The organism is Holophagales bacterium, assembly GCA_016699405.1.
Lineage (GTDB): Bacteria > Acidobacteriota > Thermoanaerobaculia > Multivoradales > JAGPDF01 > JAAYLR01.
Genome location: CP064972.1, coordinates 3,183,823 through 3,205,204, shown reverse-complemented (window position 1 = coordinate 3,205,204; position 21,382 = coordinate 3,183,823). Strand labels below are relative to the sequence as shown.

Genomic DNA, 21,382 nt, shown 5'->3' with positions numbered 1-21,382 from the left:
GCCGTCCATGTCGATGACGCCATCGTTCCGCGCCACTGCGCTTGCCACACTCCTGCTGCTCGCCCGATCGAGCGCCGCCACCGCCGAGCCGCCGGGCAAATCGCCGCTCCTCCTGCAGAGCCCGTCCCTGTCCTCCCGCGAGATCGCCTTCGCCTATGCCGGCGATCTCTGGGCGGTACCGCGGGGCGGCGGGGTGGCCCGCCGGCTGACCGCCGGCAGCGGGATCGAGGCTCGTCCGCTCTACTCGCCCGACGGCGAATCGATCGCCTTCTCCGGCGAGTACGACGGCAACGTCGACGTCTACGTGATGGCGGCGGCTGGCGGCACCCCTCGCCGCCTCACCTGGCATCCGGGAGAGGACGTCGCGGTCGCCTGGACGCCCGACGGGAGCGGGATCCTCTTCCGCAGCGGACGAGCGAGCGGAACCGACGACCGGCATCTCTACCGGATCGCAGCGAGCGGCGGCGTCCCCGAGCGGCTTCCTTTGCCGGCCGCCGAGACGGGTTCGTTCTCACCCGACGGGCGCCGGCTCGCCTACGTTCCGTACGAACAGTGGCAGCCGGCCTGGAAGCGCTATCGCGGCGGCCAGACGACGCCGATCTGGATCGTCGACCTCACGACGCTCGCGGTCGAGAAGATCCCGCGCGACGGATCGAACGACCGCCAACCGATCTGGATCGGCGACGAGATCTTCTTCCTCTCGGATCGCGACGGCCCGGTGGGGCTCTACTCCTACGACACGCGCAGTCGCAGCGTGCGCCGCCGCGCTACCCCACCGGGATTCGACCTCAAGTCGGCCGGCGGCGGCCCGGGCGGGATCGCCATCGAGCAGTTCGGGGCGCTCCACCTGCTCGACCTGGCGAGCGGCACCCTGCGCCGCGTCGAGGTGCAGCTCGCGGCGGATCTGCCGGCCATCCGACCTCACTGGGTCGACGTCTCGGCGGAGATCCAGTCGGCGGCCCTCTCGCCGACGGGAGCCCGGGCGCTCTTCGCCGCGCGGGGGGACCTCTTCACCGTCCCGGCGGAAAAGGGCGACATCCGCAGCCTGACGCACTCCTCCTCGGCGGCCGATCGCGACCCGGCCTGGTCGCCCGACGGCAAGACCATCGCCTGGCTCTCCGACGAGTCCGGCGAAGTGGCGCTGCATCTCACGGCGGCGAACGGATTCGCGGCGACGCGGCGCATCGCGCTCGGCGACCCGCCCTCGTTCTTCTACTCGCCGGTCTGGTCGCCCGACTCGAAGTGGATCGCGCTTCACGACAAGCGGCTCACCCTCTGGCTCGTCGAGGTCGCCAGCGGCCGCCTCGCGCGCGTCGACCAGGACGACTCCGAGAGCCCCGAACGCACCCTCGACCCGGCCTGGTCGCCCGACTCGCGCTTCCTCGCCTACTCCAAGAAGCTGCCAAGCCAGTTGCGGGCGATCTTCGTCTACTCGCTCGCCGACGCGAGCCGGCATCAGGTCACCGACGGGATGAGCGACGCACGACATCCCGCCTTCGACCACGACGGCAAGAGCCTCGCCTTCACCGCCAGCACGGACGTCGGCCTGACCGCCTCGTGGCTCGACCTGTCGAGCTACCGGCATCCCGTCACGCGCAGCGTCTACGCGATGGTGCTCGCCCGGGACACCGCGTCGCCACTCGCCCCGCTCAGCGACGAGGAGAAAGGCCCGACCGAGAGCGCCGACGCGAAAGCGGACGCGGACGACTCGGCGTCCGCCGTGGCGCCCGTCGTGCGCATCGACTGGGAGCGGCTGCCCCAGCGTACGGTGGCCCTCCCGGTCGACGCGGCCAACTACGTCGGGCTGGCTGCCGGCAAGGCTGGCGAGCTCTTCCTGCTCGAAGGCCCCGAAGTCGCCGACGCCGACGCCGAGGGTCCCCCGCCGGTGCGGGTCGTGAAGTTCACCTACGCCGATCGCAAGACGACAGTTCTCCTCGAAAGCGCCGAGCGCTTCGTCCTTTCCGGCGACGGCGAGAAGATGCTCTGGCTCGCCGGCGACACCTGGTCGATCGCCGCGACGGCCGAGGCCCCCGAAGAGGGAAAAGGCGCGATCGACCTCTCGACGATGCGCGCCTTCGTCGACCCGCGGGCGGAGTGGCGCCAGATGTACCGCGAGGTCTGGCGGCTCGAGCGGGACTTCCTCTACGACCCGGGACACCACGGGCTCGACCTCGCGGCGGCCGAACGCCTCTATGCACCGTTCCTCGACGGGATCGCCCACCGCGCCGACCTCAACACCCTCTTCGAAGAGATGCTCGGCAACCTCGTCCTCGGCCACGTCTTCGTCGGCGGCGGCGACCTACCGGCGCCGCCCGAGACGGGAACCGGCTTGCTCGGAGCCGACGTCACCGTCGAGCGCGGTCGATACCGCTTTGCGCGGATCTTCGACGGCGAGAGCTGGAACCCCGATCTGAAGGCGCCGCTCACCCAGCCTGGCGCCGAAGTCCACCCGGGCGAGTACCTGCTCGCCATCGACGGACGCGACGTGCGTCCGCCTGCCGCCGTCGAGTCGTTTCTCGAGCAGACGGCCGACCGCACCGTCGTCCTGCGCGTCGGCCCGGACCCGGAAGGATCCGGCGCCCGCGACGTCGCCGTCGTCCCGGTGGCGAGCGAGCACGACCTGCGCTACCGCGCCTGGGTCGAGGACAACCGGCGGACGGTCGACCGGCTGAGCGGTGGACGACTCGCCTATCTCCATCTGCCCGACACCGGCGGCGGCGGCTTCGACAACTTCAACCGCTACTTCTTCGCCCAGACCGACAAGCAGGGCGCGATCGTCGACGAGCGCTTCAACCATGGCGGGCAGCTCGCCGACTACGTGATCGACCTGCTCGACCGCCCCCGGCTTTCCTGGCTCGCGACTCGCGACGGCCGGGAGATGCCCTCGCCCGGCGGCGCCATCGACGGACCGAAGGTCATGCTGATCAACGAGATGTCGGGGTCGGGAGGCGATGCTCTGCCCTGGTACTTCCGCAAGGTCGGCCTCGGACCGCTCGTCGGCACGCGAACCTGGGGTGGTCTGGTCGGGATCTACGACTACCCCGTGCTGCTCGACGGCGGCCAGGTTACCGCGCCGCGGGTGGCAATCTACGGCCTCGACGGCGCCTGGGAGGTGGAGAACGTCGGCGTCGCCCCGGATGTCGAGGTCGAACGGCTGCCCGCCGACTGTCGGGACGGACGAGACCCGCAGCTCGAACGGGCGGTGGCGCTCCTGCTCGAGAGGCTGAGCCAGCAGCCGCCGAAGGCTCCCCGGCGTCCGCCGTACCCGGTCTATCGGACGCTGCCGACCAGCGCTCCTTGAGTCGGCCCGTGAAGCCGGCGGCGCATCGCCGCCGCCGGCACTCGCCCTGGGACGCCGCCATCGCGCCAGCGCCCCGGCAGATGTAGAGTCGGGCCACCGATGTCCGACCTGCCGCTCCCCTGTGGCGCCCGTTTCGGGCGCTACGAGATCGCTCACCTGCTCGGCACCGGCGGGATGGGATCGGTCTACCTCGCCCAGGACACGCACCTCCATCGGCCGGTGGCGCTGAAGGTCCTGCCCCGCGGGGTCGCCGACGACACCGCAAGCCGCCGATTTCGCGCCGAAGTCCTGACGCTCTCCGGGTTGAATCACCCGAACATCGTCACCGTCTTCGACGCCGGAGAGCTCGACGGCCGGCCGTTCCTCGCCATGGAGCGCATCGACGGCCGCACCCTGCGCCAGCAGATCGCTCGAGCGCCGCTGCAGTTTGCCGAAGCGATCGCCGTCTTCCGGCAGGTGGCTCGCGCCCTTGCCGCCGCCCACGCCGCCGGGATCATCCACCGCGACGTCAAGCCGGAGAACGTGATGATCCGGCCGGACGGCATCGTCAAGGTGCTCGACTTCGGCCTCGCCAAGCTCGCGCCGGAGCTGCCCGGCGCAGCGGCGCTGACCGAGCTCTCCGGCCGGCAGCCGATGATCGGCACCCCCGCCTACATGGCGCCGGAGCAGATGCGCGGCGCCGCCGTCTCGCCGCAGACCGATTTCTGGGCTTTCGGCATCCTGCTCCAGGAGGCGCTCACCGGGTCCCGCCCGTTCCCCGGCGAGAACCTCGGCGACACCATCGCGGCGGTGCTCGAGGGCGCACCGAGGCCGCTCGACCTCGCGGGGCCCGTCGAGCTCGTCGAGCCGCTCGCCGATCTCGTCCGCCGTTGTCTCGCCAAGGAGCAGGAGAATCGCCCGAGCGACGCGATGTCGATCGAGATCGAGCTCGCGGCGATCGCCCGCCAGGTCACGCTCGAAGAGGGGACGGTCGTCACGGCGGCGGCGCCGAGCACGTCGGGAGCGACGAGCTCCGGCGCGACTCCTCCCCGCACCGCGGTCGAGGAGCGATCAACTCAGGCCGAGAGCGACGCCGGCGCGCTGCCGACCCCGTGGACCCCGTTCGTCCCGCGGGGCGACGAGATCGCCCAGTTGCTCGACCGGCTGCGGCGCGGTCGAGAGCGACTGGTGACACTCACCGGCCCCGGCGGCACCGGCAAGACGCGCCTGGCGATCGAAGCCGCGCGGCGATTCGGCGAGCTCGAAGCGGTTCGTGTCGTGTTCGTCCCCCTCGAGACCGTGACCGATCCGGGGCTCGTGCTGCCGGCGATCGCCCGCGGGTTCGGCCTCGACGGCGGAGCCGGAGACTCCGGGGCCGCGCCCTTGCGCGACTACTTGCGGCACCGTCGCGCCCTGCTGGTGCTGGACAATTTCGAGCAGGTCGTCGCCGCCGCCCCGGCCCTCGCCGAGCCTCGTGCGTTCCGCCGACGGCCTGCAGGTCCTCGCCACCAGTCGCGAGCCGCTTCGGGTGCGCGGCGAGCGGGAGCTGCCGGTCGCTCCCCTCCCGGTGCCCGATGCCGACCTCCTCGTCGATCCCGCCGACCTCGCACGGATCCCCGCGGTCGAGCTCTTCCTCGATCGGGCCCGCGCCGTCCGCCCCGACCTGACGCTCGACGCGGTGAGCGCTCCTCTGGTCGCCGAGATCTGCCGGCGACTCGACGGCCTGCCGCTCGCCCTCGAGCTCGCCGCGGCGCGCACCAAGTTGCTGCCCCTCGCCACGCTGCGCGACCAGCTGGCGCAAGGTCTCGCGCTGCTGACCGCCGGGGCTCGCGACCTCTCGCCGCGCCAGCGCACGATGGAAGCGGCGATCGCCTGGAGCTACGAGCTCCTCGGCGAGGCCGAGCGCCGGCTCTTCCGGCGGATCTGCGTCTTCCGCGGCGGCTTCGACCTGAACGCGGCGAGCGAGGTCGTCGGCGCGCAGCCCGACCTGCTCGAGCTGCTCTCCTCGCTGGTCGAAAAGAGCTTCGTGCGGCCCGAGACCGAGACCTCCGACCTCCCTCGCTTCTCGCTCCTCCAGACGATCCAGGCATTCGGCGAACAGCGGCTCGCCGATTCGCCAGTCGAACATTCGGAGGCGCTTGCCGCCCACCGCGACGGCTTCCTGCGCCGCGCCGAGTCCGCGGGGCGGGCGCTCGCCGCCTCGGCCGACGAAGCGACGCTCTCGGCCGTCGCCCGCGACCACGACAACTTCCGCGCCGCGATCGAACGCGCGATTGCCGCCGCCGACAGCGACGGTGCCCTGCGACTTGCCGGCGGCCTGTGGCAATACTGGTACGTGCGCGGCCACTACGAAGAGGCGCGCCGCTCCCTCGAAGCCGCCCTGGCGCTCGCCGGCGACGCCGCCGGCGCCCTGGCGCTGCGCGCCACCCTGGGTGCCGGGGTGTTCGCCTTCCTGCAGTGCGACTACGCCCACGCCGAGTCGCTGCTCGACCGTGCGCTGGTGCTCGCCCAGGGCCAGGCAGATGCCCGCCTGGCCGCCATGGCGCTGCAGTACCTCGGCAGCCTGGCGCGCGAGCGCGGCCGCTGTCAGGCGGCGATCGCCCTGCACACCGAGGCCGCCGCGGCCTTCCGCGCTCTCGGTGACCGACAGAGCGTCGCCCGATCGAGCAACCTCGTCGGGCTGGCGAGTTGGCTCGACGGCCGGCTCGACGAGGCGGCGGCAGCCGCTCGCGAAGCGCTCGCCTATTTCGACGCGCGTGGCGACTGCGAGGGCTCGACCTGGGCACGGCTCAACCTGGCGGCAGCCCATCTCTTCCGCGGCGAGCTCGTCGAGGCCGCCGCGCTCGCGACCGAAGCACGGCAGCGCGCGGCCGGCGGCGTCTTCCGCGAGGGGATCGCCTGGTCGCTCGAGCTCGCCGGCCGCGTCGCGCTGGCGCGCGCCGACTGGGCGGCAGCACGCGAGTCGCTGCCGCGCAGCCTCGAGCTCCACGCTCGGCTCGGCGACCGGTGGCGCATGGCCTCGGTGCTGGAGGCCCTCGCCGCCCTGCGCCTCGCCCTCGGTTCGGCCACCGCCGCGGCGCGCCTGATCGGCGCGGCAGAGAAGCTCAGGACGCAGGCCGGAATGCCGGTGCCGCGGGTCGAGCGTCTCGCCCTCGACCAGGTTCTGGCGGCCCTCCGCCGCGAGCTGGGCGAGGGTCGACTCACCGCCGAAATGGCGACCGGCGCCGCCTTGCCGCGCCGCGAGCTGGTGGTCGAGGCGTTGCGCAGTCAGTCGACGAAATCGACGTCGCGCGAGCCGCGCGACGACCGGTGATCGCCCGGCCGGGGCGGGAACGAGATCGAAGCGAAGGGAAGGTCGCTCAGTCGCGTCGCCGCGCCACGGCGACGAGACCGAGCCCGGGCAACGGCACCAGGCGGTCGACACGCCGCAGAATCGGCGTCAGCAGATCGAAGATCTTGAGCTGGAGGCGGCTGAACCGCCGTCGCCGCAGCACCTTGCCGTTGAGCAGCCAGCCGAGCACCGCGAAGCGGTTGAAGTCGCGCAGGCTCTCGACAGCGAACCCGGCACCCTCCAGCTCGGCGGCAAGCGAGGCTCGCGAATAGCGGCAGCGGTGCCCCAGCACCTCGTCGAGACTCGAGTAGAGCCACTGCCCCTGCGGCACGTAGATCACCGCCCGTCCCCCCGGCACCAGGGCATCGTGGAGGTTACGCAGTGCCTGGTTCGGGTCGCCGACGTGCTCGAGCACGTTCAGGCAGACGGCGCTGTCGAAGTGGCCGACCCAGGGGGCGAAGTCCGCCGGACTCTCCAGGTCGATCTTCGCCACCTCCAGATAGGGCTTGCCGATGGCGTAGTTGCGCAGGTAGTCGAGGTAGTTGCGGTTGATGTCGCTCGCCACGTAGACGTCGCGCGGCATGAGCCAGTGGGTGATGTTGCCGATGCCGGCGCCGATCTCGAGAACGCGTGCGCCGACGTGCGGCGTCACCGCGTCGGCCATCCAGCGGTTGAAGCGCTGCGCCCGCTCGAGGCTGTGCAGGATCTCGGCGCCGAATTCGTCCTCGCTGTAGAGGTCGTCGATCAGCCAGTAGCGCAGGATGGCCCGCAGCGCCTTGAAGCCGTCGCGCAGCCCGATCTTCTTGCCCTCGCGATAGGTCCTGCCGAGATAGCTGATCGGCACCTCGAACAGGCGGCACTGGCGCTTGGCGATCTTGGCGGTGATCTCCGGCTCCACCGCGAAGTCGTTCGATCGGATCGGGATCGACTTCAGCAGACCGGTGCGGAACATCTTGTAGCAGGTCTCCATGTCGGTGACATGGAGGTCGGTGAACAGGTTGCTCAGGAAGGTGAGGAACCGGTTCCCCAGGGTGTGCCGATAGGCCAGCACCCGCCGACGCTCCGACGGCAGGTAGCGCGAGCCGTAGACCACGTCGGCGCCGTCCTCGAGGAACGGCCGGACCATCCGGGCAAAATCGCGCGGGTCGTACTCGAGGTCGGCGTCCTGGAAGACCGTCAGGTCGCCGGTCGCGGCGGCGATGCCGGTACGCAGGGCCGCGCCCTTGCCGCCGTTGCGCTCGTGCTCGATGTAGCGCAGCCGCGGCTCCGCGGCGGCGAGCTCGCGCAGGATCTCACGCGTCCCGTCGCGCGAGCCGTCGTCGACGACGATGATCTCGATCTCGGCGATGTCCGGGATGCGCAGAGCCAGCACGCGCGACAACAACTCGCGCACCAGATAGCGCTCGTTGTAGACCGGGACGACGACGCTGAGGCGGAGTGGATTCAAGGCTCGAGACCGATGTCGAAAGCGGTCGAAACGCTACCATGAGACGACCCTCGGAGCCGAGATGACCCGTCGAGGAGCGCGACGGGCTCTCCGCCTCCGGACCGGGGGCTATGATGGACGGCGCCCTCCGGACCGCGCGGCACGTTCCCGCCCGCGGCGAGCCGATGAGCCGCGCCCTGCCAAGTCCCGCCCCTCGAGCCCTCGGGTTCGGCCCGTCGGGCTGGAGCCGACGAGCCCTCTCGCTCGTCGACCTCTACGTCCTGCTCGGCCTCGCCGCCGTGATCTATCTCGGAGCTCGCCTCGCCTTGGGCGCTCCGAAGTCGATCGCGGGTCCAGAGATCGACCTGTCGGTCGTCGCCCTGCCTCGCCTGGCGCTGCTGTCGCTCGGCCGGATGACCGCGGCCTACGCCCTCTCGCTCGTCTTCAGCCTGGCGTATGGCTACACCGCGGCCCGCCACCTCGGCGCGCGCAAGGTGTTGCTGCCCGTGCTCGACGTGCTGCAAAGCGTGCCGATCCTCTCCTTCCTGCCGGTCGCGGTCCTCGGGCTTTCCGCCGTGTTGCCGGCCCGCCTGGCCGCCGAGCTCGCCGCCGTGCTGCTCATCTTCACCTCGCAGGCGTGGAACATGACGTTCAGCTTCTATCAGTCCGTGTCGACGGTTCCGAGCGAGTTGCGCGAAGCGAGCGCCGTCTTCCGGCTCAACCCCTGGCTGCGGTTCCGCACCCTCGAGCTGCCGTTCGGCATGGTGGGACTGATCTGGAACAGCATGATGAGCTGGGCCGGCGGCTGGTTCTTCCTCATGGCGTCGGAGATGTTCCAAGTCGGCAGGCGCGACTTCCGCCTCCCCGGTCTCGGCTCCTATCTGCAAACCGCCGCCCAACGGAGCGACCACGTCGCGCTCGCTTGCGGGCTGGGCACTCTCGTCGGTGTCATCGTCCTGCTCGATCGCCTGATCTGGAAGCCGCTGCTCGCCTGGGCCGAGCGTTTCAAGATCGAGACGACCGAGCAAGAGGCTCCGCTGCTCCCTTCTCGCCGACTGCTCGCTCGCTCTCGCCTGCTGCGTGCGCTGTCACGAAGCATCCTGCGGCCGCTCGCCCTCCGGCTGGACCAGGCCTTCGACCGGTTGCGCGATCGCCGGCCCGGCCTGCTCACCCCCGAGCCGATCGCGGCCCCACGCTCGCGGTTGCGGTGGCTCTGGCGTGGCGCGTTCGCTCTTGCCCTCGCCTGGGCGACCCTTCGCGCCGTGCTGATGCTCCATGCGGTGCCGGCCGCGACCTGGGGACGGATCGGTCTTGCCGTGCTCTGGACCGGCGGTCGGGTGGCGATCGCCCTGCTCGTCGCGCTCGCCTGGACCCTGCCGATCGGCATCCTGATCGGCTCCTCCGGTCGCCTGTCGCGCTCGCTGCAGCCGGTCGTCCAGGTGCTCGCCGCCGTGCCCGCCACGGCGCTCTTCCCGATCCTCCTCCTGGGGCTGCTGCGACTGCCGCACGGCCTCGAAGTTGCCGCGGTCCTGCTGATGCTGATGGGGACACAGTGGTATCTGCTCTTCAACACGATCGCCGGCGCGAGCACCATCCCGGTCGACCTGCGCTATACCGCGGCGATGCTCCGCCTCGGCGGCTGGCAGACGCAGCGCGTCCTGGTCCTCCCCGCCCTCTTCCCCTTTCTGGTGACGGGCGGCGTCGCCGCCTCGGGCGGCGCCTGGAACGCCAGCGTCGTCGCCGAGCACGTCGAGTTCGCGGGTTCGTCACACGATGTGCCCGGGATCGGAGCGATGATCGCCCAGGCCACCAGCCGGGGGGACTACGCCCTGCTCCTCGCCGCGACTCTCGCCCTGGTCGGCACCGTCGTGCTGATCAACCATTTCCTCTGGCAGCGGCTCTATCGGCTTGCCGAACGCCGCTACCGGCTCGACTGACGGAGACCCCAGTGGGCGAGCCCGCATCCGCATCGCATCGACCGGCGTCCGCACCGCCGCTCCTCGAACTGGCCGGAATCGAGAAGTCCTACCCGACCGGCGATCATCGCTTCGTCGCGCTGGCCGGCGTCGACCTGGCGATCCGCGACGGAGAGTTCGTCTGCCTGCTCGGGCCATCCGGCTGCGGCAAGTCCACGCTCCTGCGGATCATCGCCGGGCTGACACTCCCGACCCGCGGCGCGGTCCGCTATCGCGGCGAACAGCTTGCCGGTGTCAACCCGCACGCCAGCATCGTCTTCCAGACGTTCGCGCTGTTCCCCTGGCTGACCGTCCGAGAGAACGTCGAGATCGCCCTCCAGGCGAGAGGGGTCCCGCGCTCACGGCGAAGCTCGACGGCGAGCGCGCTGCTGAACCGCGTCGGACTGGCGGGCTTCGAGTCGGCCTATCCGCGAGAGATCTCGGGGGGGATGCGGCAGAAGGTGGGATTCGCCCGGGCGATGGCGGTCGAGCCCGAGCTCCTCTGCCTCGACGAGCCGTTCTCGGCCCTCGACGTCCTGTCGGCAGACGCTCTGCGAGGCGAGTTGCTCGAGCTCTGGGCGACGAAGTCGCTGCCGACCCAGGCGATCCTCATGGTGACGCACAACATCGAGGAGGCCGTGCTGTTGGCCGACCGCGTCGTCGTGATGGCCAAGGAGCCAGGCCGCGTCGTCCGCGAGGTCGCGATCGAGCTGACCCAGCCTCGGCAGCGCAAGGACACGGCGTTCGAGGCGCTGGTCGACGAGCTCTACGCGGCGGTCAGCGGTCGCCCGGCGCCGCCCGCCAGCCACCTCCTGCGCCGGTTGCCCGGAGCGCGGCCCAACGCCCTGGCCGGTCTGCTCGAGAAGCTCGCCGCCGAAGGGGGGCGAGCGGAGTTGGCGACCCTCGCCTCGGAGCTCGTGCTCGAGCTCGACGATCTGCTGCCGATCGTCGAGGCGGGCGAGCACCTCGGCCTGGTGGCCGTCGCCAAGGCCGGCCTGACGCTCACGCCGCACGGCGTCGACTTCGCAGCGGGCAGCATCCTGGCGCGCAAGGAGCTGGTCGCCGCGCGCCTCGTCCGCCTGCCCGAAATCGGCTGGATCTTCGAGGCGCTGCAGCATGACGACGACCATCGCATCCATCGGAGTTTCTTCCTGGAGCGGCTCGCCGCGAGCCACGGCGCGCTGGCGGCGAGCCAGCTCGAGCTCGCCGTGCGCTGGGGTCGCTACGCCGAGCTCTTCGCCTATGACGACGACCATCAGGAGCTCTACCTCGAGCCATGATCCTCGTCGGCGCGGCGCCGACGACCGGGGTGCGGAGCGGCAGTCGCCCTAGCGCCGATTCATCAGGTCGGGGAACGACAGGTCGAGCACCGGGTATTCCCGCCAGCCGCGGAAGTCGTAGTGCCACCACTCGTTCTCGTAGACGGCGAAGCCTTCGGCCTCGAGGGTCCGGCGGAGCAGGTCGCGGCGGGCTCGCGCCGCCGGGTCGCCTCCGGCCCAGGCCGGACTGGCCTTCTCGCTGAAGTCGTCGTAGGCCGAGGGCATCTCGACCTCGCGCCCAGTCGTCCGGTCGTAGAGCGTCAGGTCGACCGCGCAACCGCGATTGTGACGCGAGCCCTTGCGCGGATCGGCGACGAAGGCGCGCTGCGCCGGAGGGGTGATCTCCCAGAAGAGGCGCGTCACGGACCAAGGGCGATAGCCGTCGAACAGGAGCAGGCCGTAGCCGCTCGCGGCGAGCGCGCGGTGGGCTCGAACCACGGCGTCGGCAGCCTCGCGCTGAAGGTAGACCCGCGCCACCGGGTAGACCGCGCGCCGGGCGAAGTTGTTCGTCGTCGCGTAACGGACGTCGGTGTGGATCGTCGGATCGAGCGCCACGACCTCGACGAGATCCGGTGCCCGCGTCGCCGCGGGCTCGACCGGCGGTCGGAGCTCCTCGCGGGCCGTTGCACAGGCCGCGACGTACCCGGCGAGGAGACCGAAGGCGAAGCCACGGAGCGCTCGGCCCGAACGACTCGTCAGGAATCGCATGGCCGCATCCTAGCGAATGGGGCCGGCGACGGGCGGTCCGGGTCGCCGCCGCGCGAATCGGCTTTCGCGGTAGCCTCCCGCCCATGAACGACTGGAAGCGGGTTTCGGAGATCGACTGGGAACACTGGCGCCCGGTCGATGTGGCGACCCTGGTGTTCGTGATTCGCGCCGGGGAGGTCCTGCTGATCGAGAAGCGCCGCGGTCTGGGGGCCGGCAAGGTCAATGCGCCGGGAGGTCGGCTCGAGCCGGGCGAGACGCCGCTCGCCGCGGCGATCCGCGAAGTCGAAGAGGAGGTTCTGGTCACGCCGACCGACCTGCTCGCGGCCGGGCTCCTGCGCTTCCAGTTCCTCAACGGGCATTCGATCCATGTCCATGTCTTCCGCGCCGCCGGGGCGCTGGGCGAACCAGGAGAAACCGCCGAAGCGCTCCCCTTCTGGTGCCCGCTCGGCGCCATCCCCTACGAACGGATGTGGGAGGACGACCGGCACTGGCTCCCCCTCCTGCTCGCCGGCGTGCCGTTCGACGGTCGCTTTCTCTTCGACGACGATCGCATGGTCGATTTCTCGCTCGACCCGGGGGTCGCTCCGGGCGGAGCCTGATCCGCCGCCGCCCTTGACAGGCCCGGCCGTCGCCGCAAGAATTTGAACAGTGGTTCAAATTTCGACGATCGCCGCCGACCGCGCGCTGCCGGAGAAGGTCCGCGAGCGCCGGCGGGAGATCCTCGCCGCCGCCGGACGGGTGTTTCGCCGCCGCGGCCTGCACGCCAGCGGCATGCGCGACGTGGCCGCCGAGCTCGAGATGACGGCCGGCAGCCTGTACTACTACTTCCCCAGCAAGCAGGCGCTGCTCGCGTACTGCCAGGAGGATGCCCTGGACGGCCTCTTGGCGACGGTCGGACGGATCGAGCGGCTCGGTCTGGACGCCGACACCGCCCTGGCGAGCGCCGTCGTCACCCACGTCGTGCGGCTGCACGAGACGACCCCGGGCTCGCTCGCCCATCTCGAAGTCGAAGCGCTCGACGAGCCGCATCGCCAGCCGATCCTCTCGCGCCGCAACGCCTACGAGCGCGCCCTGCGCCGCCTGGTCGTCGCAGGGATCGACACCGGGCGCTTCCGCTCCGGGCTCGACCCGCGAACCGCCGTGCGCGCGCTGCTCGGAGCGGTGAACTGGACGGCGAAGTGGTTCCACCCCTCCGCTGCCACCGCGGCGGCGGGAGGTGCGCGTCACCTTGGATTCGAGCTCGCCGAGCTTCTCGTCCGCGGGATGCTCGCCCCACGTCGCGAGCTCCGCCTGCCGCCCCCCGAGCTCGTCGACACCTTGCTGCGCGAGGCCACCGATGCCGAGTGAGGATGCCGTGCTGGTCCGACTGCGCGTCAACGGCGAAGAGCGCTCGGCCGCGGTGCCGGCGCACCACACGCTGCTCGAGCTGCTGCGCGAGGAGCTCGGGCTACCGGGCACGAAGCACGGCTGCGAGCTCGGCGAGTGCGGCACCTGCACCGTCCTGCTCGACGGGGCGCCGGTGCTCTCCTGCCTCGTGCTCGCCATCGATGCCGACGGGCGCCACGTCGAGACCGTCGAAGGGCTTTCCGCCGGCAACGAGCTGCACCCGCTGCAGAGCGCCTTCGCCGACCTCGGGGCGGCGCAGTGCGGCTATTGCACACCGGGGATGCTGATGACGGCGAAGGCGCTGCTGGCGGAGAGCTCCGCTCCCACGCCCGACGAGATCCGCGCCGCGCTGGCCGGCAACCTCTGTCGCTGCACCGGCTACCACAAGATCGTCGACGCGGTGAGCTGGGCCGCGGCGCGGCTGCGGGGCGAGGCGACCGAGCCGCCGCGTTCGTCGTTCTACGGCGACGTCCCGCCGGGCAAGGAGCGCGACACGTGACCGAACCGACGGACCCGCGGCCCCAGCCCGCAGGCGATGCCGAGGAGCTCCAGCTGCTCGGAACCCCCTTCCGGCGCGTCGACGGTCGAGCCAAGGTGACCGGGGCGACGCGCTTCGCCGACGATCTGACCTTCCCTCGGCTCGCCCACCTCAAGCTGGTGCGCTCGACCGTGCCGCACGCCCGGATCCGTGGCATCGACTTCGCGGAGGCCGCGGCCGTACCGGGCGTTCTCGGCCTGCTCAGCGGTCGCGACCTCCCCGTTCCCTTCGGCATCCTGCCGGTCTCCCAGGACGAGCACGCCCTCTGCCTCGAGGTCGTGCGGCACGTCGGCGACCCGGTGGCGGCGATCGCCGCGACCAGCGAGGAGGCAGCGGAAGAGGCCGTCCGAAAGGTGCGCGTCGACTACGAGACGCTGCCGACGATCGCCACGATCGACGAGGCGATCGCCACGCCGGCCCCGCAGCTGCACGCTCACGCCGACGACGGGAACCTGCACAAGAAGGTGTCGATGGAGTTCGGGGACGTTGCTCGAGGCTTCGACGACGCCGAGGAGATCTTCGAGGACCTCTTCTTCTACGACGGCAACACGCACCTGGCCCTCGAGCAGCACGCCAGCGTCGCCGTCCCGGAGGACGAGGGCCGCGTCACCGTCCACTCCTCGACCCAGACGCCGCACTACCTGCATCGCGCCCTGACCCGCGTCCTCGGCCTGCCGGCGGCGCGCATCCGCGTCATCGCCACGAGCAACGGCGGCGGCTTCGGCGGCAAGAGCGACCCGTTCGGCCACGAGATCGTCGCGGCGAAGATGGCCCTCGTGCTCGGACGGCCGGTGAAGATCGCCCTCACCCGCGAGGAGGTCTTCTACTGCCATCGCGGTCGCCATCCGGTGCTGATGCGCCAGCGCACCGGTGTCACCCGGGACGGGAAGATCACCGCACAGCATCTCGAGACGGCCCTCGACGGCGGAGCGTACGGCTCTTACGGCGTCGCCAGTACCTACTACACCGGGGCGCTGCAGACGGTCACCTACGAGATCCCGCACTACCGCTTCGACGGCGTCCGCGCCTTCACCAACAAACCGCCCTGCGGTCCGAAGCGCGGTCACGGCACGCCGCAGCCGCGCTTCGCCTGGGAGGTGCAGCTCGACAAGATCGCCGTGGCGCTCGGCCTGAATCCCGCCGAGCTCCGCCGGCGCAACCTGCTCCCGCCCGGAACGGTCACCGCGAACTGGCTCCAGGTCGGCACCACCGGACTCGGTCGATGCCTCGAGGCCGTCGTGGCCGGAAGCCGGTTCCTCGAACGCTGGGGCCGACTTCCCGAAGGGCGCGGCCTGGGCCTGGCCTGCGGCGCCTACCTCTGCGGTGCCGGACTGCCGATCTACTGGAACCACATGCCGCAGTCCGGGGTGATGCTCAAGCTCGACCGCTCCGGCTCGGTCGCCGTCTTCTGCGGCGCGAGCGAGATCGGCCAGGGCTCGGACTCGATCCTCGCCGGCGCCGTCGCCGAGGTGCTGGGCATCGAGCTCGCCGACCTGCGCCTCTGCGTCGCCGACAGCGACCTCACCCCGGTCGATCTCGGCAGCTATTCGTCACGCGTCACGCTGATGGTCGGCAACGCGGCGCGCGAGGCCGCCGAGCGCGCCCGGGCGCGGATCGCCGAAGCGGTCGGTGCCCAGCTCGACGTCCCGCCCGACCGTCTCCGCTTCCGTGGCCGTCGGGTCTTCGACGCGACCTCCCCGAACGACCCGGCGCGCTCGCTCGCCTGGGAGGATGCGGTGATCTGCGCCGAGGCGCGCTTCGGCACCCTGGCAACGACCGGAAGCTACCTGCCGCCGCGCTCGCCCGGCCGCTACCGCGGTGCCGGGGTCGGTCCCTCCCCCGCCTACTCGTTCAGCGCCGCGGTGGTCGAGGTCGAAGTCGACCCGGAGACCGGAATCTGGCGCCCGACACACGTCTGGATCGCGCACGACATCGGCCGTGCGCTCAATCCGGTGCTCGCCCTCGGCCAGGTCGAGGGCGGCGTCTACATGGGCCTCGGCGAAGCGATGATGGAAGAGTCGGCCTTCCGCCGGCTGCCGCGCGGTCGCTCGAACGCCCTGGTGCACAAGTTCCCGAGCGTGCTCGAGTACAAGAGCCCGACCTTCCTCGAAATGCCGCCCGTCACGACCTATCTCGTCGAAGAGCCCGACCCGGCCGGTCCGTGGGGGGCCAAGGAGGTCGGCCAGGGACCGCTGCTGCCGATTCCACCGGCCTGTGCCAACGCCCTCTTCGATGCGGTCGGAGTGCGCGTCGATCAGACGCCGCTCCATCCGCACCTCGTCCTCAAGGCTCTCGATCTCAAGCGGCAGGGCAAATCGGCGCGCGTCGGCCCGGAGCGCTTCCCGACCGTCGACTTCGGCGAGACCCTGCACGTGCCGACACCGCAGCAGGGCGGCGACGGCAAAGCGATCGACGAGGCGCGATTCCGGCTCGAGCGCACGCTGCGCTCCGGTCACGGCACGATGCCCGAACGCGACGAAGCGTTGCGCACCCACGACCCGGCGCGGCTGACCACGCGATGACGACCCGCACGAATCCGGTACCGCTCCCCCACCCTCGCTCCAGGGCGGGGCAACACCCGGCCGCGAGGCCCGGAGTCGACCGAGATCCCGTCGCCTTGGCCGACGGCCGTCGCGGCCCCGGCGCTCCGCGCGACGCCTCCCGGAGGGTGCGATGCTGAGGCTCCCGCGATTCGACTACCACCGCGCGTCGAGCGTCGCGGACGCCGCGGCCGTGCTCTCCGGCGAGGGGGCTGCAGACGGACGCAGCGTCCGGCTGGTCGCCGGCGGCACGGATCTGTGGCCGAACCTCAAGCGACGACACCAGAAGGCGGACGTGGTGGTGTCGCTGATGCAGGTCCCGGAGCTCGCCGGCGTTCGCGCTTCTCGCGGCGAGGTCCGTCTCGGGGCGACGACGACGCTCGCGGCGATCGAACGAGACCCGACATTGCAGGCCCGCTTTCCGGCGCTGGTCGACGCCGTCGCGTCGATCTCGTCGCCGGTGCTGCGCCGCATGGGCACGCTCGGTGGCAATCTCTGCCTCGACACGCGCTGCACCTACTACAACCAGTCCGAAGGATGGCGGCAGGCGATCGGCTACTGCATGAAGGCCGAGGGCACGGTCTGCTGGGTCGCACCGTCGTCGCCCCGTTGCTGGGCGGTCGCCTCCTCCGACGCCGCGCCGATGCTCTGCGCTCTCGAGGCGCAGGCCGTCCTCGTCTCGACCGCCGGCGAACGCACGCTGCCGCTCGCCGACCTCTACCGCGACGACGGGATGGACTACCTCGCCAAGCGGCCGGACGAGGTGCTCACCGAAGTGCGTCTGCCGGCATCGAGCGATGCCACCCGAGTCCGCGCCGGCTGGTTCAAGCTGCGTCGCCGGGGCTCGATCGACTTCGCCACCCTGTCGATCGCCGCTGCGCTCTGGATCGACGCCGGTGGACACGTCGAACGCGCCAACCTGTTCCTCGGCGCCGTCGCATCGGAGCCGCGCCGGGCAGGGGACGCCGCCGAGTCGCTCCTCGGCCAGACGCTCGACGAAGCTTCCGTCGGCGAAGCCGCACGACGGGCACGCCGGGTCGCCACGCCCCTCGACAACACCGACTTCCAGGCCGCGTGGCGCGGCCGCATGGTCGAAACGCAGACCGCACGCCTGCTCCGCTCCCTCGTTCGACCGTCGCCCGGAGCCCCCGCGGTCACTAGAATGGACGCATGAACGAATCCGCGCCACCCGTCGAGGCCCCCGAAGAATCGCGACCCCGCAAGCACGTGCTGGCCGCCGCGCTCGACGAGGCGACTGAAGGGAAGCTTCAGCCAGCGCTCAGCCGCGCCGAGTTCGAGCTCAGCCGCGTCCCCTCGGTGCGCAGCGCCGAGACGATCCTCCGCCTGATTCCGTTCCAGGTCGTGATGACCGACTTCGCGATCGCCGCCGACGACCTCGGGCGGCTCGCCGAGTTGCTCGCCGACCCGGCATCGCCGAGCTGCTCGGCGCATCTGCTGCTCTTCACGCCACCCGATAGGTTGAGCGACGCCGAAAAGCTTCTCGGCCGAGGAGTGTCCCAGGTGCTCTCGACAGCTCTCGAGCCGTTCGAGTTGCAGGAGGCGGTCCTCGCCCTGCTCAGGGCCCGGATCCGCCTCGCCATGCGCGTCATGGCCCGTCTGACCGTCCGGCTCGAGTCCGGCTCGCCGCAGCTCCTCTGCCAGACACGCGACCTGTCGCGTACCGGCATGTTGGCGATCACCGACAGCCGCTACCCGGTCGGCACGCCGGTGCGCTTCGCGCTCGATCTGCCGGAAAGCTCCGACCCGATCCGCGGCGAGGCCGAAGTGGTGCGCCATGCCAGTCGGCGCCTCGACAAGGTCGACGGTCTCGGCCTGCGGTTCCTCGACTTCTCCGCCGACGGCCTGCGCCGCCTCGTCGCCTTCCTCGCTCTCTACGGCGCCTGAGCCGCTCGCGCTACAGCAGGATCCCGGCGATACAGGCGTTCACCACGTTGACCAGCGTGCCGGCGAGCAGCGCCCGCACGCCGAGCTTGGCGAGCTCGGGCTGGCGCTCGGGAGCGAGTCCGCCGATGCCGCCGATCTGGATGGCAATCGAGCTGATGTTGGCGAAGCCGCAAAGCGCGTACGTCGAGAGCACGAGGGCGCGCGGCGAAAGCACCGGCACGCTCCCCGCCGCCTGGCTGCCCGCAGCGATCGCCGCAGCGTTGTCGATCAGCGTCTTCATGTCCAGATAGGCGATGAACTCGTTGAGCGCGATCTTCTTGCCGAGCAGCACGCCGACCTGACCGCACTCGGCCCAGGAGATCCCGAGCAACCATCCCACCGGAGCGAGGGCGCGGGCGAAGATCCAGTCGAGGGAGAGCTGCGGCAGTCCGGCGAGCCCACCGACCCATCCGAGCACCGCGTTGACCAGCGCGAGCAGGGCCAGGAAGGCGATCAGCATCGCGCCGACGTTGAGGGCGAGCTTCATTCCGTCGATGGCGCCGGCCGCCGCCGCGTCCACCGGGTTGACCCAGGGGCGGGCCACCTGCGCCTTCACCGAGCCGGCCGTCTCCGCCTCGGCCTCCTCCGGGAAGAGCAGCTTCGAGATCACCAGCGCACCGGGAGCCGCCATCACCGAGGCGGCAATGAGATGGACCGCCGGCACACCGAACGAGATGTAGACCGCCATCACTCCGGCGGCGATGGTGGCGAGACCGCCGACCATCACCGAATAGAGCTCCGACTGCGTCAGGCGCGGCACGTAAGGACGGATGAACAGCGGCGCCTCGGTCTGCCCGACGAAGATGTTCGCCGCCCCGCAGAGCGACTCGGCACCCGACGTCCCCATCGTTCGCATCATCACCCAGGCGATCCCCTCGACCACCTTCTGCAACACGCCGAAGTAGTAGAGCAAGGTCATCACCGAGGCGACGAAGATGATCGTCGGCAGCACCTTGAAGGCGAAGAAATGGTCGACGAACTTCTCGCCGAAGACGAAGCTGGCGCCGGCGTCGGAGAAGTCGAGGAACTTCTTCACCAGGTTGCCGACGAAGCTGAAGAGCTCGAAGCCGACGGGCGTCTTGATGATGAAGAGCGCCACCGCGACTTGCAGGCCGAGTCCCCAGGCCACCGTACGCCAGCGGATGGCGCGGCGATTGGTCGAGAACAGGTAGGCGAGCGCCAGGAAGACCACCAGGCCCAGCGCCGAGATCGCTCGTTCCATGCATCCTCCGCGAAGCCGGCCGGAATCGTCGCGGCGTCGTCCGGGGCGGCCGAGCCCGGACACCGCTCAGGCGGAAAGGGTCGGGAGCCTAGTGCCCGTGGGCGTCGACCGGCGCCGGCTCGCGACTCTCGCGCGAGAACGAGAGCGCCAGCAGCAACAGCGCGAGGATGGCGTAGCCGAGCGCGAACTGGTAGGGGATGGCGCGCGCGAAGCCGGTCAGGTTCCACGGCAGGTACATGTTGCCGTCGGGCGACGAGGAGTGCACGACACCGAAGAAGGTGAAGAGCGCGAGGATGCCGAGGTAGAGGGCCGAACGGCGCAGGCGGCGGTCGATCAGCTCGGCGAGAAACGCCCCCCAGAGCATCGCCGTGAGAATGAACCCGTTGCCGAGTGCCACGGTCACCAGCGCCTCCGGCAGCTCCTTGCCGGCTTTCACCAGCAGGCTGCCGAAGACCGCCGCCGGAACGAACACCGAAAGCTTGATCGCCACCAGGCGCGCCACCGTCGGGAAGTAGGCGAACGCCACGGCTGGGGCATGCCGGGCCGGACAGGCGAGAAACGCCTGCACCATGATGTCGAGCGCCACGAAGATGAGGATCGGCGCAAGCACGGCGCGCGGGATCAGCTCGACGATGTAGGAGACGTAGCCGAGCACACCGCCGAGGCCGACGAAGAGACCGGTGATCACCGTGTAGCCGGCGCGCGCGCCCATTCCCTTGTAGGCCGGCTGCCCGATGTACGGGGTCGACTGCGCCACACCGCCGCAGAGGCCGGCGATCAACGTGGCGATCGCCTCGGTGAGGAGGATGTCGCGCGTCTTGAAGTCGTCACCGGCGACGCGCGCGCTCTCGGTGACGTTGATGCCGCCGACGACCGTCAACAGCGCGAACGGCGCGGCGAGCGGCAGGTACTGCAGGGCGCCGGAGAGCCCCTTGAGGAAGTCGAAGGTCGGAATCGGCCAGCCGCCGTGGAGCTCGGGACCCGGCGGCGGCGCATAGGTGCCACCCACCCAGCCGAGCGGTCCGAGAATGTAGTAGAGCGCGGTGCCCACGGCGACCGCCACCAGCACCCCGGGGAGGTTTCTCGGCAGGCGGATCTGCGCCACCAGGTTGTAGAGGATCAGTCCGAGCGCCACCATGCCGACGAGCGGCATGCCGAAGATGTCGACCAGCGGGACGAAGCCGATGAGCGCCAGCCCGATCCCGGCGAGCGAGCCGAGCAGGCCCGCCTGCGGCACCATCTTCTGCACCCAGCCCCCACAGAAAGAGAGCACGAGCTTGATGACGCCGATCAGCACCATCGTCGCCATGCCGATGTACCAGGTCTGCATCGCCGCGGCCTGCGGCTCCATCCCCTGCGCCTTGAGCGAGACGAACGCCGGGCCGAGGACGACCAGCGCGATGCCGATCGTCGACGGCGTGTCGAGGCCGAGCGGCATCGCCGTGACGTGCGGATTGGCGGTGCGCTTGGCCAGCCGGAAGGCCATCCAGGTGTAGACCAGGTCCCCGAAGAGCACGCCGAATGCCGTGCCCGGGAACATCCGCTGGTAGACGATCTCGGCGGGGAACTGGAAGCCGAAGACGAGAATGCCGGCGAGGAAGGAGAGCACCGTCAGGTTGTCGAACATCAGACCGAAGAAACCGTTGACGTCCCCGACGGCGAACCAGTGGTACCGGCCGGCATCCTTGCTCATGCGCTCTCCTTTCGTCCGAGGATCATACCCGCGCGGCGCG

Annotated in this window: 15 protein-coding genes and 1 pseudogene; 11 read left to right on the top strand and 5 right to left on the bottom strand. The window is 70.8% G+C overall.

The features are described 5' to 3' along the window. Positions 1–7 precede the first annotated feature (7 nt). Both IPJ17_13200 and IPJ17_13195 read left to right on the top strand, forming a co-directional pair. Entirely contained in the window at positions 8–3,301 is a 3,294-nt protein-coding gene (locus tag IPJ17_13200) for a PD40 domain-containing protein (protein QQR72464.1), read from the top strand. A gap of 99 nt (positions 3,302–3,400) precedes the next feature. After that, a pseudogene (locus IPJ17_13195) lies at positions 3,401–4,204 on the top strand (serine/threonine protein kinase). Positions 4,205–4,351: 147 nt separating this feature from the next. On the opposite strand, the gene IPJ17_13190 reads toward IPJ17_13195, so the two are convergent. Then, complete coding sequence (locus IPJ17_13190) at positions 4,352–4,684, bottom strand: hypothetical protein (protein ID QQR72463.1); 333 nt, start codon at positions 4,682–4,684, stop codon at positions 4,352–4,354. A gap of 70 nt (positions 4,685–4,754) precedes the next feature. Here IPJ17_13190 and IPJ17_13185 point away from each other — a divergent pair, with 70 nt between their 5' ends. Then, positions 4,755–6,593 carry a hypothetical protein gene (locus IPJ17_13185; GenBank protein ID QQR72462.1) on the top strand — a complete coding sequence of 613 codons (1,839 nt, stop codon included), beginning with the start codon at positions 4,755–4,757 and terminating at the stop codon, positions 6,591–6,593. A gap of 46 nt (positions 6,594–6,639) precedes the next feature. Here the strand turns inward: IPJ17_13185 and IPJ17_13180 are convergent, their stop codons facing one another. After that, positions 6,640–8,058: a glycosyltransferase gene (locus tag IPJ17_13180; GenBank protein QQR72461.1), complete on the bottom strand. Its 1,419-nt coding sequence runs from the start codon at positions 8,056–8,058 to the stop codon at positions 6,640–6,642. Between the two features lie 164 nt (positions 8,059–8,222). Here IPJ17_13180 and IPJ17_13175 point away from each other — a divergent pair, with 164 nt between their 5' ends. Together IPJ17_13175 and IPJ17_13170 are read left to right on the top strand one after the other, a co-directional pair. Next, the gene (locus IPJ17_13175; protein ID QQR72460.1) at positions 8,223–9,974 is read left to right on the top strand and encodes an ABC transporter permease subunit; all 1,752 of its coding nucleotides are present in this window, start codon (positions 8,223–8,225) and stop codon (positions 9,972–9,974) included. A gap of 11 nt (positions 9,975–9,985) precedes the next feature. After that, the gene (locus tag IPJ17_13170; protein QQR72459.1) at positions 9,986–11,272 is read left to right on the top strand and encodes an ATP-binding cassette domain-containing protein; all 1,287 of its coding nucleotides are present in this window, start codon (positions 9,986–9,988) and stop codon (positions 11,270–11,272) included. A 48-nt stretch (positions 11,273–11,320) separates the two neighbouring features. Here IPJ17_13170 and IPJ17_13165 read toward each other — a convergent pair whose 3' ends face one another. Next, positions 11,321–12,019, bottom strand: a complete 699-nt coding sequence (locus IPJ17_13165; GenBank protein QQR72458.1) for a M15 family metallopeptidase — start codon at positions 12,017–12,019, stop codon at positions 11,321–11,323. Positions 12,020–12,102: 83 nt separating this feature from the next. Between IPJ17_13165 and IPJ17_13160 the strand changes: the two genes are divergently transcribed. The 6 genes from IPJ17_13160 (at position 12,103) to IPJ17_13135 (ending at position 18,388) form a co-directional block, all read left to right on the top strand. Then, positions 12,103–12,618, top strand: a complete 516-nt coding sequence (locus tag IPJ17_13160) for an 8-oxo-dGTP diphosphatase (GenBank protein ID QQR72457.1) — start codon at positions 12,103–12,105, stop codon at positions 12,616–12,618. A gap of 49 nt (positions 12,619–12,667) precedes the next feature. Next, a complete protein-coding gene (locus tag IPJ17_13155) occupies positions 12,668–13,366 on the top strand; it encodes a TetR family transcriptional regulator (protein QQR72456.1) in 699 nt (232 codons plus the stop codon). After that, complete coding sequence (locus tag IPJ17_13150) at positions 13,356–13,904, top strand: (2Fe-2S)-binding protein (GenBank protein ID QQR72455.1); 549 nt, start codon at positions 13,356–13,358, stop codon at positions 13,902–13,904. The genes IPJ17_13155 and IPJ17_13150 overlap by 11 nt, the downstream gene beginning before the upstream one ends. Positions 13,905–13,957: 53 nt before the next feature. After that, positions 13,958–16,465 carry a molybdopterin-dependent oxidoreductase gene (locus IPJ17_13145; protein ID QQR76168.1) on the top strand — a complete coding sequence of 836 codons (2,508 nt, stop codon included), beginning with the start codon at positions 13,958–13,960 and terminating at the stop codon, positions 16,463–16,465. A 151-nt stretch (positions 16,466–16,616) separates the two neighbouring features. Next, entirely contained in the window at positions 16,617–17,657 is a 1,041-nt protein-coding gene (locus IPJ17_13140) for an FAD binding domain-containing protein (GenBank protein ID QQR72454.1), read from the top strand. Next, the gene (locus IPJ17_13135; protein QQR72453.1) at positions 17,654–18,388 is read left to right on the top strand and encodes a PilZ domain-containing protein; all 735 of its coding nucleotides are present in this window, start codon (positions 17,654–17,656) and stop codon (positions 18,386–18,388) included. Before IPJ17_13140 ends, IPJ17_13135 begins: the two co-directional genes overlap by 4 nt. Before the next feature lie 10 nt (positions 18,389–18,398). Here IPJ17_13135 and IPJ17_13130 read toward each other — a convergent pair whose 3' ends face one another. Both IPJ17_13130 and IPJ17_13125 read right to left on the bottom strand, forming a co-directional pair. After that, a complete protein-coding gene (locus tag IPJ17_13130) occupies positions 18,399–19,649 on the bottom strand; it encodes a NupC/NupG family nucleoside CNT transporter (protein QQR72452.1) in 1,251 nt (416 codons plus the stop codon). An 88-nt stretch (positions 19,650–19,737) separates the two neighbouring features. Continuing rightward, positions 19,738–21,342: a hypothetical protein gene (locus IPJ17_13125; GenBank protein QQR72451.1), complete on the bottom strand. Its 1,605-nt coding sequence runs from the start codon at positions 21,340–21,342 to the stop codon at positions 19,738–19,740. Positions 21,343–21,382: the final 40 nt, after the last annotated feature.

What these genes read in the sequence shown, in the direction of transcription:
- IPJ17_13200 (QQR72464.1), top strand. Translation starts at nt 8, where the DNA reads ATGTCGATGACGCCATCGTTCCGCGCCACTGCGCTTGCCACACTCCTG.
- IPJ17_13175 (QQR72460.1), top strand. Translation starts at nt 8,223, where the DNA reads ATGAGCCGCGCCCTGCCAAGTCCCGCCCCTCGAGCCCTCGGGTTCGGC.
- IPJ17_13165 (QQR72458.1), bottom strand. Translation starts at nt 12,019, where the DNA reads ATGCGATTCCTGACGAGTCGTTCGGGCCGAGCGCTCCGTGGCTTCGCC.
- IPJ17_13160 (QQR72457.1), top strand. Translation starts at nt 12,103, where the DNA reads ATGAACGACTGGAAGCGGGTTTCGGAGATCGACTGGGAACACTGGCGC.
- IPJ17_13150 (QQR72455.1), top strand. Translation starts at nt 13,356, where the DNA reads ATGCCGAGTGAGGATGCCGTGCTGGTCCGACTGCGCGTCAACGGCGAA.
- IPJ17_13140 (QQR72454.1), top strand. Translation starts at nt 16,617, where the DNA reads ATGCTGAGGCTCCCGCGATTCGACTACCACCGCGCGTCGAGCGTCGCG.
- IPJ17_13135 (QQR72453.1), top strand. Translation starts at nt 17,654, where the DNA reads ATGAACGAATCCGCGCCACCCGTCGAGGCCCCCGAAGAATCGCGACCC.
- IPJ17_13130 (QQR72452.1), bottom strand. Translation starts at nt 19,649, where the DNA reads ATGGAACGAGCGATCTCGGCGCTGGGCCTGGTGGTCTTCCTGGCGCTC.
- IPJ17_13125 (QQR72451.1), bottom strand. Translation starts at nt 21,342, where the DNA reads ATGAGCAAGGATGCCGGCCGGTACCACTGGTTCGCCGTCGGGGACGTC.